Source organism: Stenotrophomonas sp. TWI819, assembly GCF_039673075.1.
Classification (GTDB): domain Bacteria; phylum Pseudomonadota; class Gammaproteobacteria; order Xanthomonadales; family Xanthomonadaceae; genus Stenotrophomonas; species Stenotrophomonas rhizophila_B.
Map to the genome: position 1 here is coordinate 189,187 of NZ_JBDJKY010000007.1, position 23,286 is coordinate 212,472.

Here is a 23,286-nt window from a genome sequence, read left to right on the forward strand (position 1 = left end):
TTCTCCTGTTAGGCGTTACAACGTGGTGGCAGGCACCCGTACCGCACCGTCCATCAATACGCGGGCACTGCGGCTCATGATGGCCTTGGTGACCGTCCACTGACCGTCAACGCGTGCCGCCTGCGCGCCCACGCGCAGCGTGCCGGAGGGATGACCGAAGTTCACCGATTCACGCTCACCGCCACCGGCGGCCAGGTTCACCAGCGTGCCCGGGATGGCGGCGGCGGTGCCGATGGCGACCGCGGCGGTGCCCATCATCGCGTGGTGCAGCTTGCCCATGGACAGCGCGCGCGCGTGCAGATCGATATCCCCGGCGGCGATCTGCTTGCCGCTGGAGGACACGTAGTCCTGCGCGGGGGCGACGAAGGCGACCTTGGGCGTGTGCTGGCGGGTCGCGGCCTGCTCGATGGTCTCGATCAACCCCATGCGCACCGCGCCGTGCGCGCGGATCGCTTCGAAACGCGCCAGGGCCGCCTTGTCCTCATTGATCGCCGGCTGCAGTTCGGTACCGGTGTAGCCCAGATCGGCCGCGTTGAGGAAGATGGTCGGAATGCCGGCGGTGATCATCGTGACCTGGAAGCTGCCCACGCCAGGCACGTCGAGCGTGTCGACCAGGTTGCCGGTCGGGAACATCGCCCCACCCTCGCCATCATCGGAGGGATCCAGGAACTCCAGCTGGATCTCCGCGGCCGGGAAGGTCACGCCATCGAGTTCGAAATCGCCGTCCTCCTGCACCTGGCCCTCCACGATCGGCACGTGCGCCAGGATGGTCTTGCCGATGTTGGCCTGCCAGATCCGCACGGTGCACAGACCGTTGTGCGGAATCCGCGCCGGATCAATCAATCCGTTACTGATCGCGAACGGACCCACCGCCGTGCTGAGGTTGCCGCAGTTACCGCTCCAGTCGACAAACGCCGTCTCGATCGCCACCTGGCCGTACAGATAATCCACGTCGTGGTCCGGCACCGACGGCGCGGAGATGATCACGCACTTGCTGGTGCTGGAGGTCGCGCCGCCCATGCCATCGGTGTGCTTGGCATACGGATCAGGCGAGCCGATCACGCGCATCAGCAGCGCATCGCGCGCCGGGCCGGGCACCTGCGCAGCGGCGGGCAGGTCGGTCAGCTTGAAGAACACGCCCTTGCTGGTGCCACCGCGCAGGTAGGTGGCGGGAATGCGGAGCTGGGGGAGATGGGTCATGAAATCATGTCCGTGCAGGATGGATGGGGACGAGCGGATGCTTCATCCGTTTGAATGGCGCTGCGTGCACTGGGGAACGGTCATGGCATCTGATCCATCAATGCATCCAAACCGCGCGAGGCATCCCAAACGCGAAGGATGTCAACGCAGCCCGGTAGGTCGAGGTAATAGATCAGATAGCGATCAAAGACGGGCAGCACCGTGAATCGCAGCGGGACCGGCAGTTCCTCGGTGACCCAGGCATGCCGATCCGATCCTGCCTCAGGAAACGCTGCAATCCGCGCCAACGCGGCATCCACCGTTGCAATGAACCGTTCGCCCAGTGCCAGCCCGCCCTGACGCGCGAACCAGAGCGCAGCCTCGGCCACGTCCCGTTCCGCGCGTGGCCGCCACTCAATCGGCTTCACGGTCCAACCGCTCTGCCAGATCCTGGCGCATCCGTTCGAAGGTCGCCGGGGTGACCGGAACACTTGGGCCAGACGTCAGGCCCTCCGCAATCAACCGGCGCAGCAGCTCTTCGGCTTTTTGCCGCTGGCGCTGGCGGATCAGGTCGCGCACATAATCGGACGTACTGGAGTACCCGCCCTGGGTGACTTCCTCATCGACAAACTGCTTGAGCGGATCGGTGAGCGAGATGTTCATCGTGGCCATGATCAGACCTCTTTGGCAATTTTTGCCATAAAAGTGTGCACCTACCTTTCATTGATCGCAACTCCGCCTCGTTCATCCCGCCGATCTACTCTTTCCGCCCCCGTGCTACGACGCTCCCAGCGAAACAGCCACAGAATGGCCAGCTTGGTGCTGCCGCTGACCACAGCCAGCAGCAGCAGCGGCCAGCCCAGGCGCAGCCCCATGGCGAAGGCGAACACGATGGTGGAGATGTCCATCAGCAGGATCAGCTGGCTCATCCGCAGCGACACCGCGCCGGTGCGGCCGGAGCGCCAGATCAGCAGGATCTGGTGCGCATAGCCCTGTGCCAGCAGCACGGTAATGGCCACGATCATCGCCGAGGCGAGCACGCGCCCCTCATCTACGTGACGCTGCCCCCAGACCAGCCCAGCCAGCGCACATAGCAGCGCGAGGCAAGCCAGCGCCAGCCCAATGGTGGCCGCGCGGCTGCGCCGGTCCATCCAGATCTCGCGCAGGATCAGCAGCACAAGTACCGAGGCAAGCAGGCGCGGCCAGACAATGAAATGGTTGAACGGCTGGATGGAGTAGCCGTAGACGAAGAACGACAGGTACGCGAGGAAACTCACCGTGAACTGGTTGAGCGACAGGATGTCGGTGGCGATTGCGCCCGGCGTCCCGCTCGCGCGGCGCTGCCATACCTTGCGCAGCTGGGCCCACACACCCACCAGGCTGAGCAGGATGAAGGCGGTATTGATCGCGCCCGCCACCGTGTAAAACATGTCGCCGCCTGTCCTTGTTGTTGTGGAACCTACGCGCCGATGGCCCCATGCCAGCGACGCGCCAGGCCCGCACCTCGCGGGCGGGCCTGGCATACCGTCACATCGCCTGCGCCGATTCCAGGAAGTCCTGCGCGAACCGCTGCAGCACGCCACCGGCCTCGTAGATCGAGACCTCTTCGGCGGTATCCAGCCGGCAGGTGACCGGCACCCGCAGCTGTTCACCGTCGCCGCGATGGATGACCAAGGTCAGCTCGGCACGCGGCACACGCTCGCCCAGCACGTCGAAGGTTTCGGTGCCGTCGATGCCCAGGGTCTTGCGGTTGACGCCTTCCTTGAATTCCAGCGGCAGCACGCCCATGCCGATCAGATTGGTGCGATGGATGCGCTCGAAGCCTTCGGCGGCGATGGCTTCCACGCCGGCCAGACGCACGCCCTTGGCGGCCCAGTCACGCGAGCTGCCCTGGCCGTAGTCGGCGCCGGCGATGATGATCAGCGGCTGCTTGCGGCCCATGTAGGTTTCGATCGCTTCCCACATGCGGGTGACCTGGCCTTCCGGCTCCACGCGCGCCAGCGAGCCCTGCGTGACCTGGCCATCGACCACGGCCATTTCATTGATCAGCTTCGGGTTGGCAAACGTCGCACGCTGCGCGGTGAGGTGATCGCCGCGGTGGGTCGCGTAGGAATTGAAGTCTTCCTCGGGCAGGCCCATCTTCGCCAGGTATTCACCGGCCGCGCTGCTGGCCATGATCGCGTTGGACGGCGACAGATGGTCGGTGGTGATGTTGTCGCCGAGCACGGCCAGCGGGCGCATGCCGGCCAGGCTGCGGGCACCGGCCAGCGCGCCTTCCCAGTAAGGCGGGCGGCGGATGTAGGTGCTCTGCGGGCGCCAATCGTACAGCGGGCTGATCGGGGCGCCGTGCTCCACCTTGAAGGTGAACATCGGGTCGTAGACCTTGCGGAACTGTTCCGGCTTGACGCTGGCCTTGACCACCGCGTCGATCTCGGCATCGCTTGGCCACAGGTCCTTCAGCGTGATCGGGTTGCCGTCGGCATCATGGCCGAGCGCGTCCTTCTCGATATCGAAACGCACCGTACCGGCGATCGCATAGGCCACCACCAGCGGCGGCGAGGCGAGGAAGGCCTGCTTGGCGTACGGGTGGATGCGGCCGTCGAAGTTGCGGTTGCCCGAGAGCACGGCGGTGGCATACAGATCGCGATCGATCACTTCCTGCTGGATCTTCGGGTCCAGCGCGCCGCTCATGCCGTTGCAGGTGGTGCAGGCAAAGGCGACGATGCCAAAGCCCATCTGCTCCAGTTCGGTCAGCAGGCCGGCTTCTTCCAGATACAGCTGCACGGCCTTGGAACCGGGCGCCAGCGAGCTTTTCACCCACGGCTTGCGGGTCAGGCCGGCGCGGTTGGCGTTGCGCGCCAGCAAGGCCGCGGAAATCACGTTGCGCGGGTTACTGGTGTTGGTGCAACTGGTGATCGCGGCGATGATCACCGCGCCATCGGGCATCAGGCCATCGGCCTGTTCCTGCTTGCCCGAGGCCAGCTTGCCTTCATCGGCGATGCCGCGCGCAGCCAGATCGGTCGTCGCCACACGCTTGTGCGGGTTGGACGGGCCGGCCATGTTGCGCACCACGGTGGACAGGTCGAACTGCAGCACGCGCTCGTAGTGCGCGGTGACCAGATCGTCAGCCCACAGGCCGGTGGCCTTGGCGTAGGTTTCCACCAGCTCGACCTGCGCATCCTCGCGGCCGGTCAGGCGCAGGTAGTCCAGGGTCTGCTGGTCGATGTAGAACATCGCCGCGGTGGCCCCGAACTCCGGCGTCATGTTGGAAATGGTGGCGCGGTCACCGATGGTCAGCGCATTGGCGCCCTCCCCGTAGAACTCGATCCACGCACCGACCACGCGCTCCTTGCGCAGGAACTCGGTCAACGCCAGCACCACGTCCGTGCAGGTGATGCCCGGCTGCGGGCGGCCGGTCAGCTCCACGCCGATGATGTCGGGCAGGCGCATCCAGGAGGCGCGACCGAGCATCACGCTCTCCGCCTCCAGGCCACCCACGCCGATCGCGATCACGCCCAGCGCGTCCACGTGCGGGGTGTGGCTGTCGGTGCCCACGCAGGTATCCGGGAAGGCCACGCCATCGCGCACCTGCACGACCGGCGACATCTTCTCCAGGTTGATCTGGTGCATGATCCCGTTGCCCGGCGGAATCACGTCAACGTTCTTGAAGGCCTTCTTGGTCCAATTGATGAAGTGGAACCGGTCTTCATTGCGGCGGTCCTCGACGGCGCGGTTCTTCTCGAACGCAGCCTTGTCGAAGCCGGGGAATTCCACCGCCAGCGAGTGATCCACGATCAGCTGGGTCGGCACCACCGGATTGATCTGCGCCGGGTCACCGCCGGCGTCGGCGATGGCATCGCGCAGGCCGGCCAGATCGACCAGGGCGGTCTGGCCGAGAATGTCATGGCACACCACGCGGGCCGGGAACCACGGGAAATCCAGGTCCTGGCGGCGCTCGATCAACTGGCGCAGCGAGGCCTCCAGCGTGGCCGGATCGCAGCGGCGCACGAGGTTTTCGGCCAGCACGCGCGAGGTATACGGCAGCGTGGCATAGGCACCGGGCTGCAACGCGTCGATCGCGGCACGGGTATCGAAATAGTCCAGCGCGGTGCCGGGGAGGTTCTTGCGGTACTGAGTATTCATGGCTGGCGATAGCTGCTTGTTGGCGGGCCGGGGCGTCGTGACACCGGCGAAGAAGGAGTAGCGACGCCGCAACGGAGCAGACCGGCATCGCGCCGGCCTGGTCCGCAAAGCACCCGCGAACGGGTGCGGTACGTCTGTCTTACTTGCGCTGGTCGATCGGCACGAAGGCCTGGTCTTCCGGGCCGGTGTAGTTCGCGCTCGGGCGGATGATCTTGCCGTCGATGCGCTGCTCGATGATGTGCGCGCTCCAGCCGGAGGTGCGGGCGATCACGAACAACGGGGTGAACATGGCCGTCGGCACGCCCATCATGTGGTAGCTGACCGCGCTGAACCAATCCAGGTTCGGGAACATCTTCTTGATGTCCCACATCACCGACTCCAGACGCTCGGCGATGTCGTACATCTTGACGTTCTGCTGCTCGGCGGACAGGTCGCGCGCGACCTCTTTGATGATGTTGTTGCGCGGATCGCTGACGGTGTAGACCGGGTGGCCGAAACCGATGACGACTTCCTTGCGCTCCACGCGGGCCTTGATGTCGGCCTCGGCATCGTCCGGGTTGTCGTAGCGCTTCTGCACTTCGAAGGCCACTTCATTGGCGCCGCCGTGCTTGGGACCGCGCAGGGCACCGATGCCGCCGGTGATCGCGCTGTACATGTCGCTGCCGGTACCGGCGATGACGCGGCAGGCGAAGGTCGAGGCATTGAACTCGTGCTCGGCGTACAGGATCAGCGAGGTATGCATCGCCTTCACCCACGAATCCTGCGGCTTCTCGCCGTGCAGCAGGTGCAGCAAATGGCCACCGATGGAGTCGTCGTCGGTCTCCACGTCGATCGCGCGGCCGTTGTGGCTCCAGTGGTACCAGTACAGCAGCATCGAGCCCAGGCAGGCCATCAGCTTGTCGGCGATGTCGCGCGCGCCCGGATGGTTGTGGTCGTCCTTCTCCGGCGACACGCAGCCGAGCACGGACACGCCGGTGCGCATCACGTCCATCGGGTGCGCTGACGGCGGCAGCTCTTCCAGCGCGGCCTTGACCGCGGCCGGGATGCCACGCAGCGACTTCAGCTTGGTCTTGTAGGCCACCAGCTCAGCGCGGGTCGGCAGCTTGCCGTGGACCAGCAGATGCGCGATTTCCTCGAACTCGCTGGTGTTGGCCAGATCGGCGATGTCATACCCGCGGTAGTGCAGGTCGTTGCCGCTGCGGCCGACGGTGCACAGCGCGGTGTTGCCGGCAGCGGTGCCCGACAGGGCGACGGATTTCTTCGGCTTGAAGCCGGGGGCGGTAGTGGTGTCGCTCATGATCCCTCCAGAAAACAGTGTGCGGTCTTACTTCTTGGCGGCGAACAACGCATCGAGCTGCTGCTCGAAGGCGTGGTAACCGATACGGTCGTAGAGTTCCTCGCGGGTCTGCATCGCCTCCACCACATTACGCTGGTGGCCCTCGCGGCGGATGGTCTCATACACGTTCTCTGCCGCTTTGTTGGCAGCGCGGAACGCGGACAGCGGGAACAGTTGGATGGCGACGCCGGCCGAGGCCAGCTCATCGCGGCTGAACAGCGGCGTGGCGCCGAACTCGGTGATGTTGGCGAGCACCGGCACCTTCACCGCATCGACAAAGCGGCGGTAGGTCTCCAGATCGTAGGCGGCCTCGGCGAAGATGCCATCGGCACCGGCCTCGACGCAGGCGATGGCACGTTCGATCGCGGCATCCACGCCATCGACCTGGATGGCATCGGTGCGCGCGATCAGGAAGAAGTCCGGATCGGTCTTCGCATCGGCAGCGGCCTTGACCCGGTCCACCATCTCACCCTGCGACACGATCTCCTTGCCCGGACGATGACCGCAGCGCTTGGCGCCGACCTGGTCCTCGATATGGCAGGCGGCCGCGCCGGCCTTGATCAGTGATTTGACGGTGCGCGCGATATTGAACGCGCTCGGGCCGAACCCGGTGTCGATGTCCACCATCAGCGGCAGGTCGCACACATCGGTGATGCGGCGCACGTCGATCAGCACGTCTTCCAGGGTGTTGATGCCCAGGTCCGGCAGGCCCAGCGAGCCGGCCGCGACGCCGCCACCGGAGAGGTAGATTGCCCGGTAGCCGGCGCGCTTGGCCAGCAGCGCGTGGTTGGCGTTGATCGCGCCGATCACCTGCAACGGCGATTCGGCGGCCAGTGCGGCGCGGAAACGGGCGCCAGCGGAGGAAACAGGGGTGCTCATGCGGCATTCCATCGTGGTTGACGGGTTGATAAGCGCAAGGGCCGTGCCAGCTGGCAAGTATCTGATTTCATTGAGGCGGCACGATGACCGAAGCGTTTCACCTTGAAACATTGAAACATCTGTAACATGGATGAAACTGAACCATCGAAACATGCCCATGTCGATCAGCCTGCCCCGGCACCGCTCCCGCCTGTCCGACCCGGATGCTGGCCCATTGCCCGTGATCTGGACGGTCAGCGTGTCACGCCTGACCGGCCTGCTCGGCGATGTGATTCCGGAGTTCGACCGCCGCGCCCGCATCGTGCCGATCAATCTCGGCTTCGAGGAGGCGGTGGATGTGATCGGCCAACGCCTGCGGCGCGAACACTGCGACGTGGTCATCGCCGGGGGCTCCAATGCGGCCTACCTGCGCAGCCGGCTGGAGGTACCGCTGGTGCCGATCCAGGCCAACGGCTTCGACCTGATGGAAGCGCTGGCGCGCGCACGCCGGATCGCCCCGCGGATCGGCCTGGTCACGCATGCCACCGATGTGCCGACCTTCGGCAGCTTCCAGCACAGCTTCGGGCTGGACATCGAGCACCGCCGCTTCGTGACCCGTGAGGATGCGCGCGACTGCATCGCCGATCTGCGTGCCAACGGTATCGAGGTGATCGTCGGCACCGGCATGGCGATCGACCATGCCGAGCAGGTCGGCCTGCCCGGGGTGCTGCTGTACTCGGCGGACTCGGTGCGGCAAGCGTTCGAACATGCCTTGGAGCTGACCCAGACCCTGGCTCGTTCCGGGGCATCGTCACTGCGGCGGCGGGCACCGGCCAAGCGCCGGGATGCGGATCACGCCCTGCTCGGCGACAGCGCGCCGATGCAGCAGGTGCGCGAACACATCGCGCTGTATGCCCCGTACGACAGCACCGTGCTGGTGACCGGCGCGACCGGCACCGGCAAGGAGCTGGTGGCGCGGCAACTGCATAGCGCCAGTGGCCGCCGGGGTCGTTTCGTCGCGCTGAACTGCGGGGCAATCAGCGAGTCACTGCTGGAAGCCGAGCTGTTCGGTTACACCGAAGGCGCGTTCACCGGCGCACGTCGTGGCGGCCGTGTCGGTCTGGTGGAAGCCGCCGAGGGCGGCACGCTGTTCCTCGATGAAATCGGCGAACTGCCGCTGCCGTTGCAGACCCGGCTGCTGCGGGTACTGGAAGAGCGCGAAGTGCTGCGCGTGGGCGCCACCGAGCCGACGCCGGTGGACGTGCGCGTGGTTGCGGCCACGCTGCAGACACTGGAATCGCTGGTGGACGCGCAGCGCTTTCGTCGCGATCTGTACTACCGCCTGGCCGCATTGCGCATCGCGCTGCCGACGCTGCACGAACGGCGCGAGGATGTCCCCTTGCTGGTGAACCACTTCTTCCGGCAGCTCGCGGGTACGGATTCGCCCCTCTCGCCCGAGGCGCTCGCACGGCTGCGCGACTACGCCTGGCCGGGCAATGTGCGCGAACTGCGCAACATGGTCGACCGACTGCGCATCCACTGGCAGCAGCAGCCGGGTGCGCTGTCGCTGCCGCAGATGCTGCAGTGGTTGCCGGAGCTGCATGCGGTGCAGCGCCCACGGGTGCTGGCAGGTGCCGGCGCCCCGAGAGCGCTCAGCGCTGCCTCGCCGGCGCGACCGGATGCGGCCGCGCTGCAGCAGTTGCTGACCGACTGCGGCGGCAACCGCGAGCAGGCCTGCGCGCAGCTGGGGGTCTCACGAACGACGTTGTGGCGTTGGCTGCGCGAGGCAACACCTGCCTAGATCAGGGAAACAGCATCCGCTTGCTCCACTGCCCGTCCGCGCCGATCTCGTAGCACCAGCGCTCATGCAGGCGGAACTGCGCGCCGTACCAGAACTCGATCCGCTGCGGCACCACGCGCAGCCCACTCCAACCTTCCGGGCGCGGCACATCGCGGCCCTCGAAGCTGGCTTCCGTGGTGGCCACGCGCGCGTCGAATTCCTCGCGCGAGGCCAGTGTCTTCGACTGCAGCGACGCCCACGCACCGATCTGGCTCATGCGCGGCCGCGAGGCGAAATACGCATCGGCCTCGGCATCGCTGACCTGCTCCACGCGGCCTTGGATACGCACCTGGATGCCGGCGTCGCGCAGGCTGCGCCACAGGAACAGCAGCGCCGCCTGCGGATTGGCCTGCAGCTCACGGCCCTTGTGACTGTCCAGGTGGGTGTAGAACACGAAGCCGCGCTCGTCGAACGCCTTCAACAACACCGTTCGCGCGGAGGGCTGGCCGCTCTGGTCGGCCGTGGCGACGGTCATCGCATTCGGTTCGACTTCGCGGCTTCCCTTGGCTTCTTCGAACAGCCCGGCAAAGGTGGACAACGCTTCGGCATACAGATCGGTCATGGCGGTTTTCTTGTCACGCGGTTTGGGTTTATTGTCGCTGCATGCCTGCACCTGCGTACATGCCCCCGACGAAAGGTTTTCCGGATGCACTGGTCGCGCAGGCGCTGGACGACGCCCTGAACTGCGGTGCGGCCGTTCCAGTATTGGCGATCAGCGGCCTGCAGGGGAGCGGCAAATCGACGCTGGCGGCCCAGGTGGTCGCATTGGCCGCATCGCGCGGCCTGCGTGCGGCCATGCTCTCCATCGACGATGTGTACCTCACCCGTGTCCAGCGCCAACGTCTGGCGCGGCAGGTGCACCCGCTGCTGCTGACCCGCGGCCCGCCTGGCACCCACGATCTGGCCCTTGCCCATGCCACCTTGGAGGCGGTCGCGGCCGGCGGCCCGGTCGCCCTGCCCCGCTTCGACAAACTCGCCGACGAGCGCCTGCCCGAACAGGACTGGCCGCGCATCGACGGGCCACTCGACCTGCTGGTGTTCGAAGGGTGGTTCCTCGAAACCCCCGCACAGGACGAAACCGATCTGGACCCACCGCTCAACGCCCTTGAGCGCGAGGCAGATGCGGATGGCCGCTGGCGCCGCTGGTGCAATCACGCCCTCGCCACCGACTACCCCGCGCTGTGGCAGCGCTGCGACCGGCTGTGGTTCCTGCAGCCGCCGGATTTTTCGGTGATCCCGCGCTGGCGCTGGCAGCAGGAGCAGAATCTGCAGGCGGCCCAGCCCGACCGCAGCAGCATGAGCCGCGCCCAGCTGGAGCGCTTCGTGCAGTACTACGAACGGGTCAGCCGCCAGGCACTGCGTGCCTTGCCCGCGTTGGCAGACACCGTGATTGCGCTGGACGAGCAGCGCCGGATCATTCCGACGCGCTGACCACGGTCACCATAGGGCGCGCGGGAATCAACCGACCAGGAAGGTCACCCGCAGATTCACCCGCCATTCGGTGATATTGCCCTCGCCATCGGTCACCACCTTGGTTTCATTGATCCAGGCGCCCTGGATGCCTTTGACCGTCTCGGCCACCTTCTTCAGGCCACTGCGCACGGCGTCTTCCACGCTGGTCTTGGAGGACGCATTGATCTCGATGATTTTGGCGACGGACATGGGGCGCTCCGGTGGCGCGCGGGACAGTCCGCGCCGGCCCACCATGGGGGCCGGCGCGTAAAGGCGATGGCACGGAGATGTTAGGATCGAGGGTAATGAACCCCGCTCCGAACCTCATCCTGATTGGCCCGATGGGCGCCGGCAAAACCTGCATCGGGCGCCGGCTGGCTGAGCGCTTCACGCTGGATTTCGTGGATGCCGACCAGGCCATCGTGGACAGCACCGGGGCCAGCATTCCGGCGATCTTCGAACACTCCGGGGAGGCCGGCTTCCGCCAGCATGAGCGTCAGGTCCTGCACGCCCTGCTGGACGGCCACGGTCAACTGATTTCCACCGGCGGTGGCGCGGTGCTGGATCCGGACAACCGCGCGGCGATCGCCCGCCGCGGTTTCGTGGTCTACCTGCGGGTCAGCGTGCCGGCCCAGCTGGAGCGGCTGGCCCGTGACCGCGGGCGCCCGCTGCTGCAGCGCCCGGACCGCGAACAGGTACTGCACGAGATGGCCGCCGCCCGTGACCCGCTGTACCAGGGCCTGGCCGACCTCACCCTGGATACCGATCTCTACACGCCCGCCGAGGCCACCGCGCAGCTGGTGCTGCGCCTGGCCGCGCAGTGGCAGCGACAGGAAACACCCGAATGACCCCCTCCCCGCGCACCGTTGCCGTCAGCGGCGGCACCCCCTACACCATCCACATCGGCCCGGGCCTGCTCGGCCAGGGCGAGCTGCTGGCCCGCCATGTGCGCGGTCGCCATGTGCTGCTGCTCAGCGATTCCTCGGTGGCGCCGCTGTATCTGGCCGGGGTGACATCGGCGCTGCTGGCCGCGCGCCCGGACCTGCTGATCGGTGAGCTGGTGCTGCCGGCCGGCGAAGCCTCCAAGACCTTGGCCCACTTCAGCGATGCGATCACCGCACTGGCCGCCCTCGGCGCCACCCGCGATGCCTGCGTGATGGCGCTCGGTGGCGGCGTCGCCGGCGATCTGGCCGGCTTCGCGGCCGCCTGCTGGATGCGCGGTGTCGATTGCGTGCAGTTGCCGACCTCGCTGCTGGCGATGGTCGATTCGTCGGTCGGCGGCAAGACCGCGGTAGACATCCCCGAAGGCAAGAACCTGGTCGGCGCCTTCCACCCGCCGCGCGCCGTCATCGCCGATACCGCCGCCCTGCGTACCCTGCCCCCGCGCGAGCTGCGGGCCGGCCTGGCCGAGGTGATCAAGTACGGTGCGATCCGCGACCCGTTGTTCTTCCAGTGGCTGCAGGCCGAACACACCGCGCTGCTGGCCGGCGATGACACCGCGCTGGCCCAGGCCATCGCGCGCAGCTGCGAGCACAAGGCCGAGATCGTGGCGCGCGATCCGCTGGAAAAAGGCGAGCGCGCCCTGCTCAACCTCGGCCACACCTTCGGCCACGCGATCGAAACCGAACAGGGCTACGGCGCACCTGGCAACGACAACCTCAACCACGGCGAAGCCGTCGCGGTCGGTATGGTCCTGGCCGCGCGCCTGTCGGCCCAGCTGGGCATGAGCGGGGACGCCGACACCGATCAGCTGCGCGAGCTGCTGCTGCGCTACGAACTGCCGGTCGCCATTCCGGCGGGCCTGCAGCCCGAAGCCCTGCTGGCCCGGATGCGGCTGGACAAGAAGAACGTCGCCGGCCGGCTGCGCCTGGTGCTGTGGCGCGGGATCGGCCGCGCCGAAGTGGTCGCCAACGTCGACGAGGCCGACGTGCTGCGCGTGCTTGCCGCCGGCTGAGCCTGCGACGTTCCGCCGCACCTGCCCGTCGCTGACGGCCGCCTGCGGCGTTCACGGCTACAATCGGGGCATGCGCGTCTTCCTGCACCAACACGCCCGCGGTGCCGATCCGGCCCGCTATCTCCAGCTCACCCTGCAACCGGACCTGTTCGGTGGCTGGGAGCTGCTGCTCGAGTCCGGCCCCATCGGCGGGCGCGGGCAACTGCGCCGCGAGCAGTACCTGCAGGAAGACCTGGCGCTGGCCGCGTTCGAGAAGGCGCGCGATGCGCACCTGCACCGCGGCTACGAAGTGACCTATACGAGCGGTGATCCGCCGCCCTGAGCGGCCATCGCACCGCCATCGCCCTACCGCCACAACCCCATTCGGCCCCGCGCCACCAGATCCCAAGGAAGCGTTCCGTGACCAGCCCCTCCCGCCATGATCGCCTGCTGCGCGCCCTGCGCCGCGAACCGGTGGACTGCACCCCCGTCTGGCTGATGCGCCAGGCCGGCCGCTACCTGCCCGAGTACCGCGCCACCCGCGCCAAGGCCGGCAGCTTCCTGGCGATGGCCAAGAACCCGGACATCGCCTGCGAAGTCACCCTGCAGCCGCTGCGCCGCTTCGACCTCGATGCCGCCATCCTGTTCTCGGACATCCTCACCATCCCCGACGCGATGGGCCTGGAGCTGTACTTCGTCGAAGGCGAAGGCCCGAAGTTCCGCCACCCGGTCCGCGACGCGGCCGCCATCGCCAAGCTGGCGGTGCCGGACATGGAAACCGACCTGCGCTACGTGATGGACGCCGTGCGCGTGATCCGCCGCGAACTCGATGGCAGCGTGCCCCTGATCGGCTTCTCCGGCAGCCCGTGGACGCTGGCCTGCTACATGGTGGAAGGCGGCGGCAGCAAGGACTTCGCCCGCATCAAGGCGATGGCCCTGAACGAACCGGCCGCCCTTCACCAGCTGCTCTCGGTCGTCACCGACGCGGTGATCGCCTACCTCGCCGCCCAGCGCGCGGCCGGCGCCCAGGTCCTGCAGGTCTTCGACACCTGGGGCGGCGTACTCAGCCCGACCATGTACCGCGAATTCTCCCTGCGCTACCTGACCCGCATCGCCCAGGAACTTGAACGCGGTGATGGTGCCGAACGCACCCCGCTGATCCTGTTCGGCAAAGGCACCGGCCTGCACCTCGGCGCCCTCGCCGACACCGGCGCCGACGCCCTCGGCGTCGACTGGACCCTGGACCTCGCCGACGCCGTCGCCCGCACCGGCGGCCGCGTCGCCCTGCAGGGCAACCTCGACCCCACCACCCTCTACGGCAACCCTGCCGCCATCGAACGCGCCGCCGGCCAGGTGCTCGACAGTTACGCCCAAGGCAACGGCGGCTCGCGCGAAGGCCACGTCTTCAACCTCGGCCACGGCATGTCGCCCGACATGAACCCCGACCATGTCCAGGTCCTGGTGGAAGCTGTACACCGCTTGAGCCGACGCTGATCGCGATCGGCAGGTAGCCGGCCAACGGCCGGCACTACCCGGGCACGGCCGACGACGCACGCGTTCTGCATCCAGGACGCGTGCTTTCGGTTTTGCACCTCAAGACGACGTAAGCATCCCATCGAGTGCTTGATCGGCCCCGATCATTGCCGCGCTGCGCGCGGCCATCCACGCATGGCGTGGATCTACCCATGTCATTCCCGGCATCACGTCCATTCCCGGCAATCAAGACAAGCGTGTGATCGCCTGCATTTTCCGTGGCAGCCAACCAACGGTCATGGGTGTGGCACGGGTGGGTTGGCGGGACCATGAGCGCCATGGATGGCGCGACATGAGCCTCCATGGACGGATTTACGGCGTGTCCCGCCGACCCACCCGTGCCGCACCCTCTCCGGGACACCGACCGCACCAATGCTTCGGCTTCGGCTTCGGCTTCGGCTTCGGCTTCGGCTTCGGCTTCGGCTTCGGCTTCGGCTTCGGCTTCAGCTCTTGACCACACCCTGATCCCACATCGGCGATCATATCGCCCTCGTTGACGAAGGCCCGCACCATGACGACCAGCAGCTACGCCTCGATCCGGCCCCTGTTGTGGCTCGTATCGCTGGCCATCTTCATGCAGATGCTGGACTCCACCATCGTCAACACCGCCCTGCCTGCCATGGCCCGCAGCCTTGGCGAAAGCCCGCTGCAGATGCAGTCCGTCGTTTTCAGCTACGCCCTCGCCGTGGCTACGTTCATCCCGGCCTCCGGCTGGATCGCCGACCGCTTCGGTACACGGCGCACCTTCCTCGTCGCCATCATCCTGTTCACCCTGGGCTCGCTCGCCTGCGCCCTCGCCCAGACCCTGCACCAGCTCGTCGGTGCGCGCGTCCTGCAGGGCATCGGCGGCGCCATGCTGCTGCCGGTCGGCCGCCTGGCCGTCATGCGCTCGGTCTCGCGCGAAGAGTTCCTGCGCGCCATGAGCTTCATCGCCATTCCCGCCCTGATCGGCCCGCTGATCGGCCCCACCCTGGGCGGCTGGCTGGTAGAAGTCGCCTCGTGGCACTGGGTGTTCCTGATCAACCTCCCGATCGGCATCATCGGCTATGTCGCGGCCATGAAAATCATGCCCGACCACTACGCCGAGCACCGCACCCGCTTCGATATGGCCGGCTACCTGATGCTGGCCTTCGGCATGGTTGTTCTCTCTCTCGCGCTGGACGGCATCTCGGGCATGGCGACACCGCATGCGCTGGTCATGCTCATGACCGTCGCCGGCCTCGCCGCGCTCGTCGGCTACTGGCTGCATGCGGCCAACTCCACCGCGCCGCTGTTCTCGCTCGCGCTGTTCCATGTGCCGAGCTACCGCATCGGCATCCTCGGCAACCTGTTCTCGCGCATCGGCAGCAGTGCCATGCCGCTGCTGATCCCGTTGCTGCTGCAGGTCGGCATGGGGATGAGCCCGATGAACGCCGGCCTGTTGATGATCCCCGTCGCCGCCGCCGGCATGGTCTCCAAGCGCTACGCCGTCAAACTCGTCGAACGCTTCGGCTACCGCCGCGTGCTGATGGTCAACACCGTGCTGGTCGGCTTGGCGATGGCCAGCTTCATCTTCATGACCCCTGGCCAGCATCTGTGGATCCGCATCGTCCAGCTGGCACTGTTCGGCGCGGTCAACTCGCTGCAGTTCACCGTCATGAACACCGTCACCCTGCGCGATCTGGATCGCGACTTCGCCAGTGCCGGCAACAGCCTGCTCTCGATGGTGATGATGCTCGCCACCGGCTTCGGTGCCGCGGCGGCAGGCAGTCTGCTCGCGGCCTTCAACCACCTCGATGCCTCGCACGGCGCAACCGCCGCGCTGCACGCCACCTTCGTCTGCGTCGGCGCGATCACGCTGACTTCCACACTGATCTTCTGGCAGCTGCCTGACACCAGGCCGTCGCCGCGGGATGTCGAAGAGGTCGCCGAGTAACGGCAGGCACGCACCGTCAGCGGACCAACGGTCCGCTGCTACCGGGCGGCGTGCAACACGCGCGCGATCGCCTCCACCAGCAGATCGCCGGTCACCGGCTTGCGCAGGAACGCATCGAAGCCGGCCTGGCGTGCCTGCTGCTCGATCGAGGGATCCGTTCGCGCCGTCACCGCGATCAACGGCATCTCGAAGCCCTGGCTGCGCAGATGCTCGGCCAGCGCGATGCCGCCCAGCCCGGGCAGATCCAGATCCATCAGCACCACCTCGAACGGCGCCTCGCTGACCTCGCGCAACGCCGACAACGCATGCTCGGCGTGTACCACCTCATGCCCGCGCGCCGACAACAACCCGCTGACCACCTCGGCCACCGTCAGATCGTCTTCCACCAGCAGGATCCGCAACGGAGGCAATACCCATTGCTCGCCTTCGTCCGCCCCGCTCGCGTTGGTCGTCCCGGCCTCCAGCGGCAACGGCAGCGTCACCGTGAACCGCGTGCCCACGCCGAGCTGGCTCTGCACGCCGATCTGCCCCTGCATGGCCAGTGCCAGTTCGCGACAGATCGCCAGGCCCAGCCCGCTGCCGCCGTACTGAGCGGCAGTACGCGCGCCATCGGCCTGCTCGAAGCGACGGAACAAGCGCTCCTGCTGATCGGCGCTGATGCCCGGTCCAGTATCGGAGACTTCGATGTGCAGCCCGCGGCCAGGCGTGATCGCCCGCAGCGTCAGGCGCACTTCGCCGTGGCTGGTGAATTTGACCGCGTTGCCCAGCAGATTGAGCAGGATCTGACGCACACGCAGTTCGTCGCCGATGGTGCGCGTGCCGGGCGATACCGTGTTGTCGACCACGAACCGCAGCCCTTTCTGTTCGGCCAGTGCCGCCATCAGCGCACACACATCGCCGATCGGCCGCTGCAACTGGAAGGACTGCGCCTGCAGTTCCAGCCGTCCCGATTCGATCCGGGCCAGGTCGAGCGCATCATTGACCAGGTGCAGCAGATGCTCACCGGCATGTCGGATCGACTCGGTGTAGCCGCGCTGCTGCGCGTTCAACGGCGAGGACAGCAGGAGCTCGCTCATGCCCAGCACCCCGGTCATCGGCGTGCGCACTTCATGCCCCAGATTGGCCAGAAAGCGCGTCTTGGCCATCGAGGCCTGCTCGGCGAGTTCCTGCTTCTGCAGCGCCAGCTGATAGGCATGCCGGCGCTGCAGCCGGCGCCGGTACAACCAGGCGAACAGGCTGAGCAGCAACAGCACCGCCGAGGTCAGCAGCAACAGCCCGGACAGGCTGCGCCACCACGGTGGCAGCACGCGGAACTCCAGTACCTGCACCCGCGACCAGATGTGGTCGGCCGAGCGCGCCTGCACCTCCAACCGGTAACGGCCCGGTGGCAGACGCGAGAACAGGCGCTCACCGCCCGGCCCCACTTCAACCCAGTCCGGATCGTAGCCAGCCAGGCGGTAGCGATAGTTGTTGGAGGTGGAATCGGCGAAGGACAGCAGCCGCGCCACGATCCGCAGGTCGCGATCACCGTCGGCGATGTCCAGCGGCACCGCATGGGTCAGGTCCAGCACGCGCTCGCCGCGGCGCACCTCGACCCGCTCGATCACCAGCGGTGCACGGCGGGTCGCCGGCTTGACCAGCGCAGGATCGAACACCACCACGCCGGCTGGCGTGCCGCCGACGATGCGTCCGCTCTGCGTCAGCGTCAGTGTGCGGCGGCGGAACTCCTGGCTGGGCAGGCCATCGTGCACGCCGTACTGGCGCACGCTGCCGGCCTCCGGATCGACCCGCACCAGCCCGCGCGCATTGGCTGCCCAGACCACGCCCTGGCGATCCACGACCAACCCGGTCGCGTTGATCGCCGGGTAGCCCGCACTGCTGCCGATCACTTCCTGCAGGGTCAGCCGATCGCCCTGCCAGGCGTAATGCGACAGCTTGCCTTCCTCGGACAGCCACACCGTGTCATCGCCGGCCAGCGCCATGGCATGGACACCCGCCGCGGGTCCCCCCGGCAAGGGCTCGAACCGCGAACGCGCCGCCACCCACTGCAGCAGGCCCTGGCCGGTGGCCACCCACAGCCGATCCTCCGGGCCACACCGGATATCCAACACGTTCTGCCCCGTGCTCAGCCCGGCATGGCCCAGTGCCACCCGGTGCAGCACGCGCCCCTCCAGATCGCGCTGCTGCAGGCCGTTGGCCGATGCGGTCCACAAGCGCTTGCCGTCGCAGATCGCCAAGGATTCGATCGCGCCGTCCATCGCCGCATCGACCGCGGCATCGCGCCCCCAGCGCCGTATGCGCTTCTGCCTGGGGTCGTAACGCAACAGCGCATCCCAGGAGCCGATCCAGACCTGACCGCGTGGATCTTCCAGCACCGACTGCAGCCACTGCGTGCCGTCCACCCAGGTCCGGTGCTGCTCGATCCTCCCGCTCACCGGATCGAACTTGTCCAGCGCGCCATGCGTGCCCACCGTCCACACGCCCCCGTCGGCGGCCGCGCCCATGCCCAGTACATACGCGTTGCGCAGCGATGCCGGGTCATCTTCCAACCGCGACAGCACCGAGAACTGCCACCAGCGCGGCAGCAGGTGCCACAGGCCGCCGTTGGTGCTGGCCAGCCAGATGCCGCCTTCGCGATCTTCGTAGGCACCGGTCCAGTTCGGCCGCACCTGCCCACGCGCGATCGCGCTGTACAGCGGCACCTGCTGGAACTGACCGTCCATGGCGCGGCCAAGGCCGGAGCGGGTGTCGAGCCAATACCCCCCCTGCTCGTCGCGCAGCATCATGCCCAGGATCTGATCGCCTTCGGCCACCGCCCAGGGCGCCGGCTCGAAGCGACCGTCCGGCCGGCGTACCGTCACCCCGGCATTGCTGTTGATCCACAGGCTGCCGTCCGCCTCGGCGGTGAGCCCGTTGATGACACGCGCCGGCAGCTGCTCGCTGGGCACGAGCTCGAAATCCTGGCCGGTCCAGCGGGCCAGCCCGGCCTGCGAGCCGATCCACAACGTCCCATCGAGCGTGGTGGTCAGTGAGCCGACCGATGCGGCCGGCAGACTGCGCGGATTGCCGGGCTCGGGCATGAAGCGGGTGAGCGTACCGTCGCGCTCCAGCCGATGCAGGCCCCCTTGATAGGTACCGAACCAGATCGCACCGTCCGGCGTGGACGCCACACTCCAGATCGTGTTGCTGCCGATCTCCGGATGGCTGTCGCGGTCGTAGAAGCGGATCTCGCGACGATCGGCCGACATCATCGCCAGGCCGGCGCTCTCGGTGCCGATCCACAACTGATTGCGTGCATCCACGTGCACGCTCCAGACATGGTTGTCGCGCAGGCCGTCCTCGGCGCGCCAGATGCGGTAATTGCGACCGTCGTAGCGGGCCAGGCCGTCGTTGGTGGCGATCCACAGATAGCCGTAACGATCCTCGGCCATGCGGTTGACCGTATTGGATGGCAGCCCGTCGAACACGGTGAGCTGCCGCGGCGTCGGCGGTACTGGCTGCGCCGACGCAAGCGACGGCCAAAGCACACACAGGCCGATCAGCAGCGGCCACAGCACACGCAACACCAATGGCTCTCCCGGGTCTGTCCGTGGATTCACTGCTAGCGCCCGGAACGGGCCTGTCGCCCCTGACCCCCCCGGTCGTCGGGCAGCGCCCCGCATAGTAAACCGTTCCCCGCGCCGGCACGATCCACGCGCGGCGGCATGACCCGCTGCATGGCCGCATCCAGCGCCTCGCCCTGAAGCGGCTTGTGCACCAGGCCATCCCCTCCCGCGGCAGTCACCTGTGCCTCCAGGTCCGGATCCCGACGGGCCGTGAGCACCAGCACCGGCAGACGCTGGCCCTGCTGACGCAGCAGCCGCAGCAGGGACAATCCGTCCATGCCGGGCAGGTCCAGGTCCAACACCATCAACTGCGTGCCGGGGCGGGCCAGCGCGGTCAGTGCCGCCAGTGCGTGTTGCGCATGGGCTACGCGGTGGCCGCGCAGGCGCAGCAGCCCGGTCACGACCTCGGCGACCAGCGGATCGTCCTCGACCAGCAGCACCTGCAGGGCGTCATGATCAACCGTCGCTGCCGCATCCATGCCCGAGGGGGGCGCTGCGCAGTCGGCCAGCGGCACGCTCAGCACGGCCTGCCAACGATGATCAGGCAACTGCAGCACGTGCAGCCTTCCCTGCATGGCGCTGGCCAGCACCTCGACATCGGCCAGCACGTCACGCACCACGGCCAGCGCGGGTGAGGGACACGCACCCGGCGTTGCAATCACGTCCAGCAGCAGGCCCGAGCGGCCGGGCAGCCAGGCGACGCGCAAGCTCATCAGGGTGGCGCCGGTCTGCATGGCAAGGCCCCGCGTCAGCAGGTCCATCGCCTCGCGCAACCGCTGCGGATCGCCCTCGGCAGAGGCGCCGGACGGCACCGGGGGTCCCAGCGACAACCGACACCCCTGCGCCGCCAGACGGGCGGCGAGTGTCGCCTCCAGTTCGACCAGCCACGGGCCGACGGCAAAACGGCGCTGCTCCAGCCGCACTTTCCCGGCCTGCAGCCTGGCAGTCTCCAGCGCCTCGTCAACCACCTGCAGCAACGCACGCCCCCCCTGCTGGATGCGCATCACCTGTTCGTGCGCATCTGCGGGCAGCGGCACTGCCAACAGCAGCTCACTCATGCCGAGAACACCGGTCAGCGGCGTCCGTACTTCGTGGCCGAGCGTGGCGAGATACTGCGCCTTGGCCTGCGCGGCATGTTCGGCGCGCGCCTGCCGACGCGCCGCCGCGCGCCAGGCATTTGTCCGCCGCCGTCGGCGCCGGAGCCACCACACCAGCAGTGCTGCACTGCCGCCGGCGAGCAGCCAGAGCAACGCCCATGCGCCCGGGTGGGCCCAACCGCTGTAGGCCACCTGCAGGTGCATCTGCTGCAGCGGCGTCCACTGTCCATCCGCACCGCGCGCCTGGAACTCCAGCACATGCCCGCCGGCAGGCAGGCGTGGAAAGCCGCGCGTACCGCGCTGCCCGGCGCGGACCCACTCCGGGTCCTGCCCGCGCAGCCGGAACCGGTAGTCGGCCATCCCGTGCTGGCCACCGGAAAGCAGGCGCGCCGACAACTGGATATCGCGATCATCAGCATTGAGCCGCAACGGATTGGCGGCGGGCAGTTCGATCCAGCGCCGCTGGCGACGCACCTGCACCCGGTCGATCACCAGCAACGAAGGCGCCGTCGCCGCCACCATGCCGACCGGATCCAGTGCGAGCACATCGCCGGCCAGATCCATCGCCAACAGATGGCCGCGTACCGCGAGCATGCCGGTAGCGAAGACCATCGCTGGCAGGCCATCGTCGGCCGTGTACAGCCGGGCACTGCGGCGGTCGGGCGCCAGCCGTACCACGCCACGCGCGGTAGTGGCCCACATCGCGCCATCATCGGCATCGGCCATTCCACGCGCCTGTCCCGTCGGCAGCCCCTGCGCCGCGTCGACCCGGTTGGACGGGTGCAGGCGGGCTGCGTCGGGGCGGTAGACGGACCACCCATCCGCATCCGCCGCCCAGAGCTCGCCGTCGGCCGCCAGATGCAGCGCTCCGATCGCGCGGCGGCGGCTGCCCGGGACAGACGCGAAGCGACGATACCCGGGGTGCCACTGTTTGAGCCCCTCGCGGTCACCGAGCCACGCCTGGCCGACGGAGTCGCATTCCAGAACAAACGCAGTGGCTCCCGGGCGCAGGCCTGCCGCTTCGTACGTGGTGCTGTCCAGGAGGCGACCGTCGCCCGCGCGCTGCTCCAACCGCCCATTGCCCGCCAGCCACAGGCGGTCGCCACAGGCCAACAAGGCGCTCCCTGCCGGCGCTGCCGACCCGCCCCCCTCTGCGCCCACGCGCCACTGCTGCCGATTCCCCAGCGCTGGTTCGATACGGGTCAGCCAGGGCGCTGCGAACACCCAGACCACGCCCTGCGCATCCTCGACCACCTTGTGGTGATCAGCACGCGCTGGATCCTGCGCGTAGGACCACACGGCCTGCGAAAATCCGTGCACCGGCGAGAGCTTGCCCAGTCTCCCGCCGCGCACCCACCACGCCTGCCCATCTGCCGCGCGGGCCAGCCCGCCCGGTGCAGCGGCGGCCGGATCGCCCGGCGCCGTGAAGCGCTCCAGGTGCCGCCACTGCGCCCCCAGCCGCCACACGCCCTGATGTTGACCAAGCAACCACACCCGCCCCTGCCGATCTTCAATCGCGCGCATGATGCGCGGCAGGCTGCGCCCGTGGAGGTGGGGCAGCTTGATTGCGTGCCGGTCATGTCCGTCCTGATCCTGCCACCACAACTGCCCGTCTTCGGCGAACCAGTCTCCACCGGCCCGGCTGGAGCCGAGCCAACGGGCCCGTTCGCGCAGTGATGATTGCGGCTGCAAAGACGGCAACTGCCGCACCTCCGTGCCATCGGCGGTGCTCGAGCGCAGCCGGCCCTGCGCATCCAGCCCCAGCGCAGTGACGGCCAGGACGGACGCCCCCAGCATTGCCGGCGTCTGGACGCGATCGCCGTGCCACCGCGCCAGGCCGGCGGCACTGCCGATCCACACCCCCCCCTGCGGATCGGCTGCGAGGTGCTCCACGCGTACCGACGGCAGGCCTCCGGCACTGGGCAGGAACTGGCGCAGCCGCTGATCGAGGCCGAGCCGGAACAGTCCGGCGTCGCGGGTGCCAAACCAGACGCTGCCGTCGCCCATGGGCTGGATCGCCAGTACCGGGCTGGACGCCGCCGCCCCGGCCCACCTGGCGAGCTGCTGGCGATCCGCCGACAGACGCTGCAGCGTGCCATTCGCAGTGCCAAGCCACAGCTGGTCACTGGCATCCAGCGCCATGCTGCGCACGTCATTGTCGGCAAGCCCGTGTTCCATCCGCCACACACGGAAGCCACTGCCGTCATAGCGGGCCAGCCCATCACCGGTCGCGAACCAGAGATAGCCCTGGCGGTCCTCCACGATCTGATGGACCACATTGGAGGGCAGTCCATCCACGGTTGTCATTCGTGCGCCGTGGCTCGACAACGCCAGCGCCGGCAGCACCGGCAGCAACCAGCACAGCAGCACGCACAGGCACCTGTCCCGCAGCCTG

Annotated in this window: 19 protein-coding genes; 8 read left to right on the forward strand and 11 right to left on the reverse strand. The window is 67.9% G+C overall.

Annotated features, from left to right (window positions below; genetic code table 11):
* Positions 1 to 15 precede the first annotated feature (15 nt).
* From prpF to prpB, 7 genes are all read right to left on the reverse strand, one after another.
* Positions 16 to 1,200 carry a 2-methylaconitate cis-trans isomerase PrpF gene (gene prpF / locus ABE463_RS11840; RefSeq protein WP_346468295.1) on the reverse strand — a complete coding sequence of 395 codons (1,185 nt, stop codon included), beginning with the start codon at positions 1,198 to 1,200 and terminating at the stop codon, positions 16 to 18.
* An 80-nt stretch (positions 1,201 to 1,280) separates the two neighbouring features.
* The gene (locus tag ABE463_RS11845; RefSeq protein ID WP_346468296.1) at positions 1,281 to 1,568 is read right to left on the reverse strand and encodes a type II toxin-antitoxin system RelE/ParE family toxin; all 288 of its coding nucleotides are present in this window, start codon (positions 1,566 to 1,568) and stop codon (positions 1,281 to 1,283) included.
* 25 nt (positions 1,569 to 1,593) lie between these two features.
* Positions 1,594 to 1,851, reverse strand: a complete 258-nt coding sequence (locus ABE463_RS11850) for a type II toxin-antitoxin system ParD family antitoxin (RefSeq protein WP_346468297.1) — start codon at positions 1,849 to 1,851, stop codon at positions 1,594 to 1,596.
* Between the two features lie 41 nt (positions 1,852 to 1,892).
* A complete protein-coding gene (locus tag ABE463_RS11855) occupies positions 1,893 to 2,609 on the reverse strand; it encodes a hypothetical protein (protein WP_346468298.1) in 717 nt (238 codons plus the stop codon).
* A 97-nt stretch (positions 2,610 to 2,706) separates the two neighbouring features.
* Positions 2,707 to 5,322, reverse strand: a complete 2,616-nt coding sequence (gene acnD, locus ABE463_RS11860; protein WP_346468299.1) for a Fe/S-dependent 2-methylisocitrate dehydratase AcnD — start codon at positions 5,320 to 5,322, stop codon at positions 2,707 to 2,709.
* Positions 5,323 to 5,461: 139 nt separating this feature from the next.
* Complete coding sequence (gene prpC, locus ABE463_RS11865) at positions 5,462 to 6,619, reverse strand: 2-methylcitrate synthase (RefSeq protein ID WP_346468300.1); 1,158 nt, start codon at positions 6,617 to 6,619, stop codon at positions 5,462 to 5,464.
* A gap of 27 nt (positions 6,620 to 6,646) precedes the next feature.
* The gene (gene prpB / locus ABE463_RS11870) at positions 6,647 to 7,537 is read right to left on the reverse strand and encodes a methylisocitrate lyase (RefSeq protein WP_123730476.1); all 891 of its coding nucleotides are present in this window, start codon (positions 7,535 to 7,537) and stop codon (positions 6,647 to 6,649) included.
* Positions 7,538 to 7,694: 157 nt separating this feature from the next.
* On the opposite strand from prpB, the gene prpR reads away from it, so the two are divergent.
* Positions 7,695 to 9,317 carry a propionate catabolism operon regulatory protein PrpR gene (gene prpR, locus ABE463_RS11875; RefSeq protein ID WP_346468301.1) on the forward strand — a complete coding sequence of 541 codons (1,623 nt, stop codon included), beginning with the start codon at positions 7,695 to 7,697 and terminating at the stop codon, positions 9,315 to 9,317.
* 1 nt (position 9,318) lies between these two features.
* Here the strand turns inward: prpR and pdxH are convergent, their stop codons facing one another.
* Positions 9,319 to 9,918, reverse strand: coding sequence for a pyridoxamine 5'-phosphate oxidase (gene pdxH / locus ABE463_RS11880; RefSeq protein ID WP_346468302.1), 600 nt, complete (start codon positions 9,916 to 9,918; stop codon positions 9,319 to 9,321).
* A 41-nt stretch (positions 9,919 to 9,959) separates the two neighbouring features.
* Here pdxH and ABE463_RS11885 point away from each other — a divergent pair, with 41 nt between their 5' ends.
* Positions 9,960 to 10,787: a kinase gene (locus tag ABE463_RS11885; RefSeq protein ID WP_346468303.1), complete on the forward strand. Its 828-nt coding sequence runs from the start codon at positions 9,960 to 9,962 to the stop codon at positions 10,785 to 10,787.
* 27 nt (positions 10,788 to 10,814) lie between these two features.
* Here the strand turns inward: ABE463_RS11885 and ABE463_RS11890 are convergent, their stop codons facing one another.
* The gene (locus ABE463_RS11890) at positions 10,815 to 11,018 is read right to left on the reverse strand and encodes a dodecin family protein (RefSeq protein WP_123730473.1); all 204 of its coding nucleotides are present in this window, start codon (positions 11,016 to 11,018) and stop codon (positions 10,815 to 10,817) included.
* A gap of 95 nt (positions 11,019 to 11,113) precedes the next feature.
* Here ABE463_RS11890 and ABE463_RS11895 point away from each other — a divergent pair, with 95 nt between their 5' ends.
* The 6 genes from ABE463_RS11895 to mdtD all read left to right on the forward strand — a co-directional run bounded on the left by ABE463_RS11895 (position 11,114) and on the right by mdtD (position 16,189).
* Entirely contained in the window at positions 11,114 to 11,656 is a 543-nt protein-coding gene (locus ABE463_RS11895) for a shikimate kinase (RefSeq protein WP_123730472.1), read from the forward strand.
* Positions 11,653 to 12,762 carry a 3-dehydroquinate synthase gene (gene aroB, locus ABE463_RS11900; protein ID WP_346468304.1) on the forward strand — a complete coding sequence of 370 codons (1,110 nt, stop codon included), beginning with the start codon at positions 11,653 to 11,655 and terminating at the stop codon, positions 12,760 to 12,762. Before ABE463_RS11895 ends, aroB begins: the two co-directional genes overlap by 4 nt.
* Before the next feature lie 70 nt (positions 12,763 to 12,832).
* Complete coding sequence (locus ABE463_RS11905) at positions 12,833 to 13,084, forward strand: WGR domain-containing protein (protein WP_346468305.1); 252 nt, start codon at positions 12,833 to 12,835, stop codon at positions 13,082 to 13,084.
* Positions 13,085 to 13,161: 77 nt separating this feature from the next.
* Entirely contained in the window at positions 13,162 to 14,235 is a 1,074-nt protein-coding gene (gene hemE, locus ABE463_RS11910) for a uroporphyrinogen decarboxylase (RefSeq protein ID WP_346468306.1), read from the forward strand.
* 358 nt (positions 14,236 to 14,593) lie between these two features.
* Entirely contained in the window at positions 14,594 to 14,728 is a 135-nt protein-coding gene (locus tag ABE463_RS11915; RefSeq protein ID WP_346468307.1) for a hypothetical protein, read from the forward strand.
* A 57-nt stretch (positions 14,729 to 14,785) separates the two neighbouring features.
* On the forward strand, positions 14,786 to 16,189 hold the full coding sequence (gene mdtD / locus ABE463_RS11920) for a multidrug transporter subunit MdtD (RefSeq protein ID WP_152151972.1): 1,404 nt from the start codon (positions 14,786 to 14,788) through the stop codon (positions 16,187 to 16,189).
* Positions 16,190 to 16,227: 38 nt separating this feature from the next.
* Here mdtD and ABE463_RS11925 read toward each other — a convergent pair whose 3' ends face one another.
* A complete protein-coding gene (locus ABE463_RS11925) occupies positions 16,228 to 19,758 on the reverse strand; it encodes an ATP-binding protein (RefSeq protein ID WP_346468308.1) in 3,531 nt (1,176 codons plus the stop codon).
* 32 nt (positions 19,759 to 19,790) lie between these two features.
* Positions 19,791 to 23,261: a response regulator gene (locus tag ABE463_RS11930; RefSeq protein ID WP_346468309.1), complete on the reverse strand. Its 3,471-nt coding sequence runs from the start codon at positions 23,259 to 23,261 to the stop codon at positions 19,791 to 19,793.
* Between the last annotated feature and the right edge of the window lie 25 nt (positions 23,262 to 23,286).

Bases quoted from the DNA above. Each gene is read 5' to 3' on its own strand.
- prpF (WP_346468295.1), bottom strand. From the start codon at position 1,200: ATGACCCATCTCCCCCAGCTCCGCATTCCCGCCACCTACCTGCGCGGT.
- ABE463_RS11850 (WP_346468297.1), bottom strand. From the start codon at position 1,851: ATGGCCACGATGAACATCTCGCTCACCGATCCGCTCAAGCAGTTTGTC.
- ABE463_RS11855 (WP_346468298.1), bottom strand. From the start codon at position 2,609: ATGTTTTACACGGTGGCGGGCGCGATCAATACCGCCTTCATCCTGCTC.
- acnD (WP_346468299.1), bottom strand. From the start codon at position 5,322: ATGAATACTCAGTACCGCAAGAACCTCCCCGGCACCGCGCTGGACTAT.
- prpC (WP_346468300.1), bottom strand. From the start codon at position 6,619: ATGAGCGACACCACTACCGCCCCCGGCTTCAAGCCGAAGAAATCCGTC.
- prpB (WP_123730476.1), bottom strand. From the start codon at position 7,537: ATGAGCACCCCTGTTTCCTCCGCTGGCGCCCGTTTCCGCGCCGCACTG.
- prpR (WP_346468301.1), top strand. From the start codon at position 7,695: ATGTCGATCAGCCTGCCCCGGCACCGCTCCCGCCTGTCCGACCCGGAT.
- pdxH (WP_346468302.1), bottom strand. From the start codon at position 9,918: ATGACCGATCTGTATGCCGAAGCGTTGTCCACCTTTGCCGGGCTGTTC.
- ABE463_RS11885 (WP_346468303.1), top strand. From the start codon at position 9,960: ATGCCTGCACCTGCGTACATGCCCCCGACGAAAGGTTTTCCGGATGCA.
- ABE463_RS11890 (WP_123730473.1), bottom strand. From the start codon at position 11,018: ATGTCCGTCGCCAAAATCATCGAGATCAATGCGTCCTCCAAGACCAGC.
- ABE463_RS11895 (WP_123730472.1), top strand. From the start codon at position 11,114: ATGAACCCCGCTCCGAACCTCATCCTGATTGGCCCGATGGGCGCCGGC.
- aroB (WP_346468304.1), top strand. From the start codon at position 11,653: ATGACCCCCTCCCCGCGCACCGTTGCCGTCAGCGGCGGCACCCCCTAC.
- ABE463_RS11905 (WP_346468305.1), top strand. From the start codon at position 12,833: ATGCGCGTCTTCCTGCACCAACACGCCCGCGGTGCCGATCCGGCCCGC.
- mdtD (WP_152151972.1), top strand. From the start codon at position 14,786: ATGACGACCAGCAGCTACGCCTCGATCCGGCCCCTGTTGTGGCTCGTA.